This window comes from Chryseobacterium piperi, from assembly GCF_002285635.2.
GTDB classification, from domain to species: Bacteria; Bacteroidota; Bacteroidia; order Flavobacteriales; family Weeksellaceae; genus Chryseobacterium; species Chryseobacterium piperi.
The window spans coordinates 1,287,646-1,301,091 of the sequence record NZ_CP023049.2 but is presented as its reverse complement, the minus strand read 5'-3'; the positions used below and the strand labels follow the sequence as shown (position 1 = coordinate 1,301,091).

Below are 13,446 nucleotides of genomic sequence, written 5' to 3'. Positions count from 1 at the left end.
GAGCAAAGAGACTTAGTAAGGAAATGATTTCTTTGCTTGAGAGATAATATAGATGAAAACGAGATAATTGTAAAGAATCTTGAGATTCATTATCGAATTATCTCATTTTCAAATTAACACATTGTGTTATTAGTTCTTAGCTAAATATTCAGCGGTAGAATTTCTGTCAGCTTTCATCGCTTCTTTTCCTTCTTCCCAGTTTGCAGGACAAACTTCTCCATGCTTCTGAACGTGAGTATAAGCGTCAATTAATCTTAAATACTCTTTTACATTTCTTCCTAAAGGCATATCATTTACAGACTCGTGGAAGATTTTTCCTGTTTCGTCGATAAGGTATGTTGCTCTGTATGTTACATTAGAACCTGTAAAGCTTTCGTTTCCTTCATCATCATAATCGAAATCCTGATCTACAATTCCTAAAATATTTGCTAATTGTCTGTGAGTATCAGCTAAAAGTGGGTATGTTACACCTTCAATACCTCCATTATCTTTTGCAGTGTTTAACCATGCAAAGTGTACTTCGTTAGTATCACATGAAGCTCCGATTACTTTAGTGTTTCTTTTTTCGAATTCACCTAAAGCATCCTGGAAAGCGTGAAGCTCTGTAGGGCAAACAAAAGTAAAATCTTTTGGATACCAGAATAAAATCACTTTCTCTTGGTTTTTAGTTGTTTGCTCAAAAATGTTGATTCTTAAATCATCACCCATTTCAGACATCGCATCGATTGTTAGATTCGGGAATTTTTTTCCTACTAAAGACATAATTTTCTGTTTTTATATTTAAATTTTCTGATGCAAATATATGAATGTTTGTCTATCGAACAAATGTATATTGATAAATAAAATCTATAATTGTTTTTAATTTGATAGAAAGAAAAAAGCTCTGATTTCAGAGCTTTTTCATTATGTTAATAACCAAATATTTCGTTTAAATTGAGCTTCTTAACCTCGCCTAATTTTTGCATATCGGCTTCGTTTACTTTATCTTGCGATGCCACCAGACAATAGGTGAAATTTTTACCTTTCATTTCCTTGTTGTGGAAGTTGTTAATGTCTGTAAAGGCTAATTTAGGAGCCTGCTCGTACACATTCTTCCTGATATCGGTTGAATTACCAAGCTTTTGAGCTCTCAAGTAAGTAAAGATAATTCCATCCTGAGTAATCCTTTCCGATGCGATAGATTTTTTCAATCCGCTTTTCGCTGTTTCAAATAATTGCTGAGACTGCGGAAGCGTAGTGAGAAGTTCATTCATTGCAGTAGTGGACTCATTGAATTTATCTGCCTGAGTTCCTACATATGCTGTAATGATATCCTTATCTTCTTTTTTGCTTGGAAGAGAAAAATAAGAATACGTGGAGTAGGCTAAAGCTTTAGATTCACGGATGGTCTGGAATACGATAGATCCCATTCCGCCACCAAAATAATTATTGAACAAGCTTACTGTAGGGGTGATGGCTGAGTTATACTGCTCTCCGTTTCTTACCCAGAAAACTTCAGCCTGAACCATATCGTAGTGTGCAAACAATACTTTATTCTTATCAGTAGGAATCTGCGCAAATGTTTTAGATTTCGGCATCTCTTTTAAAGTGGCCGGAAGCTTGTGAACCGGAGTTAACGAAGCGGTAAGGTCAATTCCTGTTTTCGGACCATAGTACAATACTTTATGCTTGTATGTAAATAGGTCGTGAAGTACCTTAATAAGATCTTCAGCCTTTAAAGCATCCAGTTCTGCATCGCTTAAAACATTATTGAAAGGGTTTTGAGGTCCATATTGTGCATAGCTTCTTAGGCCTGCCATAATCGCTCCTTTATTTTGCTTAGCATTAGCTCTCGCTTTTTTCAATCTTGTTTTATAAGAGTCCAGAGCTGTCTGATCTGCCTGGCAGTTTTTAATGAGATCTTCAAATAATGCAGCTGTCTTATCGAAGTTTTCATTTAAACCTTCTAGTGTTACATAGGTTTCTTCATTACCGGCACTAACGCTAAAGCTTGATGCTAACTTGTAAAATTCTTTACTGATGGCTTCGGAAGATTTATCTTTAGTTCCAAGGTACTCAAGGTATTCTGCGGCTAACGGAAGCATTTTGTTGTTCCATTTTCCTGAATCAAAATAATAATAAAGTCTGAAAAGCTCATTATCTGTATTTTTTACAGATAGAACATCTACACCATTTAATTTACCTTTAGCAATATCTTTATCGAAATTTAGCCAAATTGGAGAAATCGCATTCTCAGGCATTTTGTCGATTTTTTTCAGGAAAGGGGATTGGTCGTCCCGGTTTACAGAAACCGGAGTAATAGTTGGCTTATCAACTTTTACAATATTTTTATCTTCTCCTTTTCTTTTGTAGATTGCAACATAGTTATTATCCTGAAGATATTTTGAAGCAAAGTCCATAATATCTTTTTTGGTAAGCTTGGATATTTCATCCACATATTCCAATGAAGCTTTATGATCAATTTCAGAAGTGAATTCATCCATTAACGTGCTCGCTCTGGAAGAATACTTTTCATTGTTCTGAATAATATTTTTTCTTTCATTGTTCACGATAGACTGGATCAGATCGTCTGAAAATTCTCCTTTTCTCAGTTTGTCAATTTCCTGAAGCAATAAGGTTTTAACCTGGTCTAAAGATTGACCTTCCGTAGGATTTCCCTGTAGGAAAAGTACGGAATAATCTTTTAAGACATATGGAAACGCATAAGCGGCCAGTAATTTTTGTTTTTTTACCAGATCCAGATCGATAAGTCCTGCCTGACCATTGGTTAACATGCTTCCAATCAGATTCAGTAATCGGGCATCTTTTGTAGTGGCACCCGGAAATCTGAACCCTATGGTAATGTTTTCAGGATTCGGACCAAAAACTTCTCTTGTTATAGGAGCGGTGATAGGTTTTTCCTGTCCTACATTATAAGCCGGTATGGCTTTAGGCTGCATATAAGAGAAATCCTTATCGATTTTAGCAATCATCTCATCAGGGTTGAAATCTCCAGACATAATGATTCCCATATTATTGGGAACATAATAATTGTTGAAATATTCTCTGATTGCTTTTAAAGAAGGATTTTTTAAATGCTCTACCGTTCCGATTGTGGTTTGTTTTCCATAATTGTTATTAGGGAAGATAGCCGCAAACATGGCTTCATATACTTTTCTTGAATCATTATCCAATCCTCTGTTTTTCTCTTCGTATACAGCTTCCAGCTCAGTATGGAAAAGTCTTAAAATAGGTTGTCTGAATCTTTCAGCCTGAACCGCCAGAAATTTATCGGTAACATTGGAAGGAATATCTTCAGTATAAAAAGTCTGCTCAAAAGAGGTGAATGCATTTGTTCCATCAGCACCCATTCCTGACATCATTTTGTCATATTCGTTGGCGATGGCATATTTGGCCGCTTCTCCGGAAACCTTGTCGATTTCTTTATAGATTTCCTTTCTTTTGGTTTCGTCTTTGGTTTGATTGTATTTTTCGTAAAGAGCATCAATCTGATCCAGAAGCGGCTTTTCTTTTGCCCAGTCTTTAGAACCAAACTTATCTGTTCCTTTAAAAAGCATATGCTCCAGATAATGGGCAAGACCTGTATGGTCTGCTGGATCTGTTTTACTTCCCGCTTTAGTAGCGATATAAGTCTGGATTCTCGGATCTTTAGTGGTAGGACTTAAAATGACTGTTAAGCCGTTTTTTAATTTATAATACCTTGCAGCAGTAGGGTCGTTCGTTACGTATCTGTAGGTATATCCATTAGAAGTAGCTTCTTTCCATTGGAAGTCCTGTGCTTGAGCATAGCCGCAAAAACTTGCTGCTGCAATGCTTGTAGCAATTGTGATTCTCTTTAAAAAATTCATTTTTATGGTATTGTTATTTAGATTGTTCTAGTAATTCTTTGATTCTTCTCATGGCTTCTCTCAGTTCTTCTTCCGATGCAGCGTAAGAAAATCTGATGCACTCAGGGCTGCCGAATGAAACACCACCTACACATCCTACATGAGCATTCTCTAAAATAAACATTGCAAAGTCGTCTGCATCTTTAATTTCTGTTCCATTTAATGTTTTGCCTATGTAATAAGAAATATCCGGGAAAAAATAGAAAGCAGCTTTGGGTAATACGACTTTGAATCCAGGAATTTCTTTAATCAGATCATAAACAAGATCTCTTCTTTTTTTGAAAGCATCAATCATGTATTGGTATTCAGACGGATCTGTTTTTAGTGCTATAATGGAAGCTCTTTGCGCTACAGTATTAGCCCCGCTTGTCATTTGCCCCTGAACTTTTTCACAAGCTTTTGCCAGCCACTCCGGACATGCGGAATATCCGATTCTCCAACCGGTCATTGCAAAGGCTTTAGACATTCCGTTGATTACTGCGGTTTGTTCATAGATTTCCGGAAACTGAGCTATGGAAGCGGTTTGAGTTTCATAATTGATAAACTCGTAAATTTCATCTGAAATAACCGTAATCTGAGGATATTTAGCAATAACTTTCGCTAAAGATTTTAACTCGTCGTAGGTATAATATCCGCCAGATGGATTACAAGGTGAGCTGAATAAAACGGCTTTGGTTTTATCGCTAATAGCTTCTTCTAGTTGTTCAGCCGTAATTTTGAAATCAGTTTCGTAAGAAGTGGGTACCATCACAGAATTTCCACCCATCATTTTTACCATTTCATCATAACTTACCCAGTATGGAGTAGGCAGGATCACTTCGTCTCCATCATTAATAATAGCAGCTAAAACATTGATAATGGCTTGTTTAGCTCCATTAGAAACGCAGATTTGCGTCGGTTTATATTCCAGACTGTTATCTCTCTTCAGTTTATAAGCTATGGCTTCACGCAGTTCCAGGAACCCGGGAACAGGAGAGTAATGACTGTAATTTTGATTAATGGCATCGAAAGCTGCCTGTTTTATATTTTCGGGAACGTCGAAATCCGGTTCACCAAGAGTTAAGCTGATAACATCTATTCCATTGGCTTTCATTTCTCTGGCCTTATTAGACATTACGAAAGTCTGCGAGTAACCAAGTCTTTTTACTCTATCTGAAAGTTTGTTCATGTAATATTTTTGTATTGTAACAAAAATATATAATAAATACTTAATATAAATATAATCTGAGATAAAAATAACTTTAAAAAAGAGAGATTTAGTATATTTGAAATAATCTGCCTAAAAAGATTTCCCTATGATAAAGTATTCTCTTTTTTTACTGTTTACTCCTGTTGTTCTTTTTTCACAAGCAAATTCAGAACATCATGAAATAAAAAAATATATTTCTGAAGTGAGCTCTGACTCTTTGAAAAGTTATATTCATCAACTGGTTAGCTTCAATACCAGGCATACTTTAAGTAGTATTGATGATTCTGGAAAAGGCATAGGAGCGGCAAGAAACTGGGTTCTTAAAAAGTTCGGGGAATATGCAAAAAACTCTCAGGGAAGAATGGAGGTATATCTGCAACAACAGGATATACAGCCGGATGGAAAGAGGGTGGATCAGGTAACCAATCTTGGTAATTCCATTGCTTATCTGAAGGGGACAGACCCTAATGATAAACGTATTTTTCTGATTTCAGGACACCTGGACTCACGAGTTACGGATGTTATGGATAGGAAGTCATTTGCCCCCGGAGCGAACGATGACGGAAGTGGAGTAAGTGCTGTTATAGAAGCGGCAAGAATTTTAAGTAAATCTAAATTTCCGGCCTCTATTGTGTTTGTTGCATTTTCCGGAGAAGAACAATCATTGTTAGGTTCTAAACTGTTGGCTGAAAAGGCCAAAAAAGAAAATATGCAGATAGAAGCGGTTTTAAATAATGATATGATTGGCAATGCTAAAGCTGGGGAAACTAATGAGGTTAATGATCATACACTGAGGGTATTTAGTGAAGGGCTTCCTTTTGCGGATCTGGATAAAAAGGCTTCAGGAATAAGAAATTTAGGACTTGAAAACGATAGTGAATCCAGACAATTAGCCAGATACATTAAAGAGATTGCAGAAAAGTATGTAAAAGATCTTGATGTGAAACTGATTTATAGAAATGACAGGTTTCTGCGTGGCGGAGACCATTCCAGTTTTGTTAATTTAGGATTTCCTTCTGTAAGGCTTACAGAATATTATGAAAACTATGACCACCAGCATCAGGATGTCAGAACTGAAAATAAGAAACAATATGGTGACCTTCCTGAATTTATTGATTATCATTATCTGAAAAAGAATGTAGCAGCCAATATTGCAGTATTAGCCAGTCTTGCCAGTGCTGCTTCAAAACCTGAGCGGGTAGAAATAGAGGTGAAGGAACTTACGAACTCAACTACATTGCATTGGGAAAAACCCAAATCAGGAAATCCGATAGGTTATTATGTGCTTGTAAGAGAAACGGATAGCCCCGTATGGCAGAAAAAGATATTCACAAAAGAGCTTTCCGCAAAAATCCCTCTTTCCAAGGATAATTATATTTTTGCAGTACAAACGGTGAATCAAACCGGGGATCTAAGCGTACCGGTGATTCCGGTGATTGCCAAATGATCCGATGTTGTACGTTGAAATTAAACCTTGATTTGAGTGACTTAATTTGAATACAATGTGAAATAAACTTATTTTTGCAAATTATAATAATTTACATGTCTACATCGTTACTATTAAAATACTTTCCGGATCTTACAGAAAATCAGATACAACAGTTCTCCAAGCTGCAAAATCTGTATGGGGAATGGAATGAAAAGATCAATGTGATTTCCAGAAAAGATATGGAATCTTTGTATGAAAAGCATATTCTGCATTCATTGGGGATTGCCAAAGTGATGGAGTTCGCTCCGGGAACCAGAGTTCTGGATATCGGAACGGGAGGTGGTTTCCCTGGAATTCCTTTAGCTATTCTATTTCCGGAAGTGGAATTTACGCTGATTGATTCTATTGGCAAAAAAATAAGTGTTGTAAATGCTGTTGCTGAAGGAGTGGGATTAAAAAATGTAACGGCCATTCACGGAAGAGCTGAAAAACTGAAAGAAAAATTCCATTTTGTAGTAAGCAGAGCGGTGACACAGATGCCGGAGTTTTTAAGATGGTTGAAAGGTAAATTTGATAAAGAGCAATTCAATCCTAAGCATAACGGAATTTTATATTTAAAAGGCGGAGATCTGGCAGAAGAACTGGCGGGAATTAAATGTGAAATCTATAATCTTAAAAATTACTTTGAAGGAGAATTTTTTGATACTAAAAAAGTGGTTTATGTATCAAAAGGTAATTTTAATTCTTAATTTATTTTAAGTAAGGAATAATTTTTGCTAATTATTTGTTAAATAATCGTAATTTGTATTGTGTTATGAAAAAACTTTTAAATTTTGGATTTTCTGCAATAATTCTGGGGGTAATTCTGACCTCCTGTAATGATGATTATGAAACAGTACAGTCTATTGAAAAAGTAAAAATAGACAGTGTAAGTATTAGCAATGACACTATGAATGTATATGATGTTCAGCGTATTAAGACCTATTCACAATATAAATCTCAATGTGAAGGTTTTTATGGATATGATTATGTTTATAATAATAATTTGACAAGAACGGTTACCGCTTACAAATTTCTTACAAACGGCATGTGTTCACAATCTACCCATCTGGGGATGAACCAAATCAATTTTAATCCACAGCAAAAAGGACAGTATACTTTTAAATTCTGGAATGGTGATGATAACTGGATCACCAAAACAATTGTAGTGGAATAATGAAATGGTTGATCTTCATTAGTTTTTGTGTTTTTAATTTTAATAAGGGTTTTGGTCAGAAAATAATATGGAAAGAAGATCAAAAGCTTGCCTGGTCTAATTTTAAGAGTAAAAGCAATAATATGGGGAATGCTAATGTGGTTGCTTATACGCATTGCGGGTGGGAGTATTCTGCTGTAGTTTCAAGTGATTCTAATGTTCCCGTAAAAATTGGTATTCAAACTATTTTTAAAGAAAATCAATCCTGGAAGGATGTAAAAAGAATTACGGATTACGCGCTCTTACATGAACAAAAGCATTTTGATATCGCAGAATTATTTGCAAGAAGGCTTCGTAAGGAAGTAGAGGAGAAAGTGGTGTCAAGTGGAGATTACATTAAATACTTTCACGGTATATACAATAAAATCGCTAAAGATTATAAAGATTTTCAGGCATCTTATGACAAGGATACCCGAAATGGAATCAATACAATAAAACAGGCTGAGTACAATACTTTAATTACTGAAGAGCTTGAAAAATTGAAAAAATACAAAAACGTTGAAATTTCTCAATAAAATTATTCACGAATTATTGGCCCAGAATACGGATTTATCAGTATTTAATATTGTAATTCCGGGCAAGAGGCCTATCGTTTTTATCAGACAGATTCTCGAAGAAAATAATTATTCGGGTTTTCTTCCCAACTTCTTTACGATAGAGGAGCTTATCGATAGAATTGCTGATAAGCAACCCATTCAGGGGATTTCATTATGGCTGTTTGCCTTTGATGTTTATAAGAGTCTTAATCTTATTCCTAACGACGACTTTTCGGACTTTCTAAAATGGTTTCCCACTTTACAAAAAGACTGGGATGATATTTTAAAATTTTCTGAAAGTGACGAAGCTGTTTTGCAGTACATGTTTGATGAAGAAAGAATCAAAGACTGGGCTCAGAATTTAGGAGAAGAGGATGATGTTCCCCGAAAGAAATTTCTTAATTTCTGGAGGAATATGAATATTTTCCTACCTGTTTTGAAGAAGAAACTGCAGGAAAGAAACTGGGCTACCTCGGGGATGATCCATGAGACAGCGAAAGCAAGAATTACTGAATTTGCTAAAACGACTACGGAACAATTTGTTTTTTGTGGATTCAATGCCTTTACGCCTGTTGAAGAAAAGCTGGTGCGAAATCTCTTGCAATGGGATAAGGCGCAGTGCTTTTTTCAGGCTGATCATTATTATTTTGATGATGAGAGGCAGGAGGCAGGCAAATTCCTGAGAAATCATAAGCTCTGGAAGGAATTTAATGATAGTAGAGCATTTCAGTGGATTGAAGATGATTTTAACCAGCCTAAACAGATAAAGGTATATGAGGTTTCGGGAAATGTAACCCAGACTAAAATACTGCCTGAAATCTTTAATGAGATTGATAATAAAACGTATTCCAATACCGCTCTTGTTTTACTGGATGAAAACTTGCTGCCTGCCAGTCTGGATGTAATGCATGGTATTGACAATCTGAATATTACAATGGGTTTTCCTTTGAAAAACCTGTCTTTTTCCAATGCGGTAAAACAACTGTTTTATTTGCAGAAGCAATTGGAGAAAAATAAATCTTCATACTATTACAGAGATCTGTTTCCTATCCTCGAAGAGCTTCCTAAATCTATTGAAGATGAGCAGATTATCAATCAATTTAAATCAAAAATAGAAGAACGGAATATTGTCTATATTTCACAAAAGCTGCTTCGGGAACTTCTGAGTGAACTTTCTTATTTTAACTTACTTCAGAAAGCAGATTCTACAAGTCGGTATCTGGATTTGCTGATTGCATTCTGTCAACAGATTAAATGGCTGGAAATAGATGATATTCAGTATGAAAACGTTTCTCATTTTGAAAACGCATTCCGAATTATCAAGAACCAGGTAACCCCGTACGATTTTGAAATTAAGATGGAAACGCTTGAAGTTCTTATTAATCAGCACATCAACTCTGAGAGTATAGATTTTCAGGGAGAACCTTTAAGAGGGTTACAGATTATGGGACTTTTGGAAACCCGTCTTCTTAATTTCGAGAATGTGATTATGCTGTCGGTTAATGAAGGAAAACTTCCGTTGGGGAACTCTCAGAATACATACATTCCTTTTGATATCAGAAGGTTTTTTGATATGCATACTTTTCTGGAGAACGATAGTATCTATGCGTATCACTTCTACCGGTTGATTCAAGACTCCAGGAATGTCCATTTATTATTCAATGCGTTGAGCTCAGGAGTGAACAGCGGAGAGAAAAGCAGGTTTATTACCCAGATTGAAATGGAGAGTTCACATGATATTGAACACCTGATTATTGAGAATTCTTCTGAGCCTATTACAACACAGCCTATTGAAATTCCTAAGACCCGAATCGTTCTGGAAAGGCTCGAAAAATGGAAAGAAAAAGTTTCGGCTTCACACCTTACAAGTTACCTTTATAATCCTGTAGATTTTTATTTATCCAAGATTCTGAATACCTCGGAAACTGATGAAATTGAAGAGGAATTATCTGTGAAAAATTATGGAAATCTGGTGCATTATTCACTTCAAGAAGTATATGAAGTATTAAAAGGTAAAATATTAAAAGAAAGTGATTTAAAAGAATCAATTAAAGCAATAGATCAATATATAAATGTTGCTATTGAGAAACTTAAGCATCAGCCTGAATTCTATGAAAAAGGAATGAATTTCATCCATAAAGCTATTGCCAAAAAAGTAATTCAGAACATCCTGAATTATGATCTTGAGCTTGTAAAAAGTGGGAATAAATTAGAAATTATTGCCATTGAAAAGAGGTTCGAAAATGTGGATTTTTACCTGGATGATAATCAGCAAGACAGAATTTCTTTCTTTGGATTTATTGACAGAATTGACCGGTTAAACGGAACATTACGGATTATAGATTACAAGACTGCGAAAATAAAAAACCTGGTTGTAAAAATTGATGCCGATAATGTGGATCAGTATTTTCATAACAGTGACCGGAAGCAAGCGTTACAGCTGTGTATCTACCAATACGTCATCCAGAGTCTTCCTGAGTTTTGGGGACTTCCTGTGGAAACAGGAATCTGGAGCTTTGCAGAAGCTAAAAAAGGGGTTGTTTCCCTTCAGTTTGAAAAGGGTAGTATCGATGATGCGATGAAGTCTGTCCGCAGTCTGATCCTTGAAATACTGAATCCAGAGATCAATTTTGTTGAAAACGTAAAGTCTTTTATGAGCTAACTATAAGAGGGAGTATGTTTCTTTACTCTTTTTTCATTTTTTCTATATATTGGGTTGGCGTAATACCCTCTATCTGTTTGAATACTTTATTAAAGGTAGATTGGTGTTTAAAACCTACCGAAGTATACATATACATTAAAGTGTATTTATTATAATCTTCTTCACGAATTAACTTTTTAACGGTATTGATGCGATACGTGTTAATAAGGGTACTGAAATTATTACCGGTATTGGCATTAATTGATTTGGATATGTATGTGATATTGGAATTTAGTGATACTGCAAGCTCTGAAATCGTAAAATCTGCATTCAAAAAGGGCTTTTTCTCATCAATATAAATAAGTATTTGTTGATACAATTCAGAATACAGCTCTTCTTCAGGCTCTGTTTTATTGGGACTTTTACATTCAACCTTTTCTTTTTTAATGATCGGGGCATGGGCCAGACGTAAAAGGCTTATTTTATGATTGAAATATAAAATGAAGATCATAAGGTATAAGACCGATATAAACGTGGCTAGATTAATATAAGACATGTCTTCAGGTGAAAATGCATAAGCAGTTCGTAATCCCCAAAAATCAGGAATAATAATAGTGAGCAGAATGAGCACAGCAATATAAACTGACCAATACATAATGATTCTGAAATCAAAGATTTTCTTCAGTCCAAAAGGAATCATAAAATACCAAAGAAATGCAATCGGAGTTTCCTTCCAATAGATAAATGCAAAAAAGTATAGGAGAAAAGACAGTAAGAGAAGATAAGCATTGATAAAAGGCTTTATAGCCGAGAATTCTAATTTATCGATATAAATGATGATAAACAGATTAATCACCATACCAATGACTTCCGTGAATGCAAACGTATTTTTTCCGATATAGCTGTATAATAGCAGATACAGAATGTGAATAGCCATAGATGAATAAAGAAAAGATACAATATATTTTTTCAGTTGCCGGTCCAGGGTGATAGACTGTTCATTTTTAAGTGTAATCATAATAGGAGGGTGATCAAACGAATTTAAAACTGAATATCATGATTATGTTTTGATAAAATTAAGCATACTTATCCAATAAGTTGGTATCGTTTTTTTGTAATACCGTTATGAAAACAAGTGAAATTAAATATTTTACTTGTTTAGTCTGTTGATTATTAATGCTTTTTAAACTAACAGCATTATCACTGAAATCGCTGATGTATACGATGAAAGACAAAGCGTGACTTCATAATTTTGTAGCTGAACAAACAGTTTAAAAATCAAGTGATGGAAAAAAAATTATGGGTAACACTTTTACTATTGATTGGTGTGGTTAGTCAAGCGCAAGTTGGAATAGGAACAGCAAATCCTCATCCTTCAGCTATGCTTGATGTGAATGTTGATGATCTTCCTGAAGGAAGTAAAAAAGGTCTTCTCTGCCCTAAAGTAGCATTAAGAAGCAGAACGGATCAGGTAACTATTCCCGAGCCTGCAAAAGGTTTACTGGTGTATTGTTTAGGAACACATCCTGATTTTAAGATTGAAGGATATATGTATTGGAATGGGGAGGAGTGGGTAAAGTTTAATGGCTCTCCTGCTATTAATCCATCTATTGGAACATTAAATTGTTCAGGAGCTTATTTAGAGCCTCCAAAATTTATTCCGGGTGAAGAATACAGCGGAACACTGATCATTCCTTACAATGGAGGTAATGGAGGTGATTATGCCACCAATAATGATACAATTGCATCAACAGGAAATACCGGACTAAAGGCTATTTTAAATTCAGGGACGCTAAATAATGGATCGGGTGCTATTACTTATTCCGTGTCGGGAGTTCCTTCGAGCACTTCTAAAGCTGGCTTTCCGATTTCTTTTTTAGGAAAGAACTGCCAGGTTCAGGTCAATGGAAATGGAGGAGGAAGTATAGGAAATAAAGTAAACGTAACCACTTTTGTTGGCTCCTTTTATGATCAGGAGCAGGAAGGAGTAAGCTTTGGTAATGGCAAATACAAAATAAGACTGTTTAAAAGGCCGGTAAGTGCAGCTAAGATGTATACAGATGACTATACGGATGTTCAGTTAATGTACCTGGGGGATTCAGAAATCAAGCTGGAAACTTTTGCTTCTACCATGTTCGGATCAAGTCATTGGAATTACGCAAGCAGATCTGGTCGTAATGGTAATGGTCCTTTTGTAGCCTTTATAGATAGGAGTGGAAATCCTGTAGACCTTACCAGAGATACAAATTCTCTTAAACCGAATGCATGGTATGGCTGGGGTGAACCGGGAATAAGAACTGCTAATCCTGAGAAAAGACAATATGTATTTACTCCTGTAGATCAGAATGATAAAACTTTCTATAGAATTGAAATTTTCTTTGCTGATCCCACACCGTATGACAATGATCCGATTGATTCTTACCTTGATACAAAAGTTATTTTCTATATTGAAGAAATACCGGGGTAGTTGTTTATCATGATACAATTTTGATAGTGATCTAGCATTACA

Annotated in this window: 10 protein-coding genes; 6 read left to right on the top strand and 4 right to left on the bottom strand. The window is 35.4% G+C overall.

Going from position 1 to position 13,446, the window contains the following annotated elements; translation table 11 throughout:
• Positions 1-129: 129 nt before the first annotated feature.
• The 3 genes from CJF12_RS05735 to CJF12_RS05725 form a co-directional block, all read right to left on the bottom strand.
• Positions 130-762: a peroxiredoxin gene (locus CJF12_RS05735; protein ID WP_034682950.1), complete on the bottom strand. Its 633-nt coding sequence runs from the start codon at positions 760-762 to the stop codon at positions 130-132.
• 146 nt (positions 763-908) lie between these two features.
• Entirely contained in the window at positions 909-3,848 is a 2,940-nt protein-coding gene (locus tag CJF12_RS05730) for a M16 family metallopeptidase (RefSeq protein ID WP_034682948.1), read from the bottom strand.
• 13 nt (positions 3,849-3,861) lie between these two features.
• Positions 3,862-5,055, bottom strand: a complete 1,194-nt coding sequence (locus tag CJF12_RS05725; RefSeq protein WP_034682944.1) for a pyridoxal phosphate-dependent aminotransferase — start codon at positions 5,053-5,055, stop codon at positions 3,862-3,864.
• A 127-nt stretch (positions 5,056-5,182) separates the two neighbouring features.
• On the opposite strand from CJF12_RS05725, the gene CJF12_RS05720 reads away from it, so the two are divergent.
• From CJF12_RS05720 to CJF12_RS05700, 5 genes are all read left to right on the top strand, one after another.
• Entirely contained in the window at positions 5,183-6,523 is a 1,341-nt protein-coding gene (locus CJF12_RS05720) for a M28 family metallopeptidase (protein WP_034682942.1), read from the top strand.
• A gap of 95 nt (positions 6,524-6,618) precedes the next feature.
• On the top strand, positions 6,619-7,254 hold the full coding sequence (rsmG, locus tag CJF12_RS05715; RefSeq protein WP_034682938.1) for a 16S rRNA (guanine(527)-N(7))-methyltransferase RsmG: 636 nt from the start codon (positions 6,619-6,621) through the stop codon (positions 7,252-7,254).
• Positions 7,255-7,319: 65 nt separating this feature from the next.
• Positions 7,320-7,721, top strand: a complete 402-nt coding sequence (locus CJF12_RS05710; RefSeq protein ID WP_034682936.1) for a hypothetical protein — start codon at positions 7,320-7,322, stop codon at positions 7,719-7,721.
• On the top strand, positions 7,721-8,275 hold the full coding sequence (locus tag CJF12_RS05705; RefSeq protein ID WP_034682932.1) for a DUF922 domain-containing protein: 555 nt from the start codon (positions 7,721-7,723) through the stop codon (positions 8,273-8,275). Before CJF12_RS05710 ends, CJF12_RS05705 begins: the two co-directional genes overlap by 1 nt.
• Entirely contained in the window at positions 8,259-10,958 is a 2,700-nt protein-coding gene (locus CJF12_RS05700) for a PD-(D/E)XK nuclease family protein (RefSeq protein ID WP_034682927.1), read from the top strand. Before CJF12_RS05705 ends, CJF12_RS05700 begins: the two co-directional genes overlap by 17 nt.
• Positions 10,959-10,980: 22 nt before the next feature.
• Here the strand turns inward: CJF12_RS05700 and CJF12_RS05695 are convergent, their stop codons facing one another.
• A complete protein-coding gene (locus CJF12_RS05695) occupies positions 10,981-11,955 on the bottom strand; it encodes a helix-turn-helix domain-containing protein (RefSeq protein WP_034682924.1) in 975 nt (324 codons plus the stop codon).
• Positions 11,956-12,222: 267 nt separating this feature from the next.
• On the opposite strand from CJF12_RS05695, the gene CJF12_RS05690 reads away from it, so the two are divergent.
• On the top strand, positions 12,223-13,404 hold the full coding sequence (locus CJF12_RS05690; RefSeq protein ID WP_034682921.1) for a hypothetical protein: 1,182 nt from the start codon (positions 12,223-12,225) through the stop codon (positions 13,402-13,404).
• Positions 13,405-13,446: the final 42 nt, after the last annotated feature.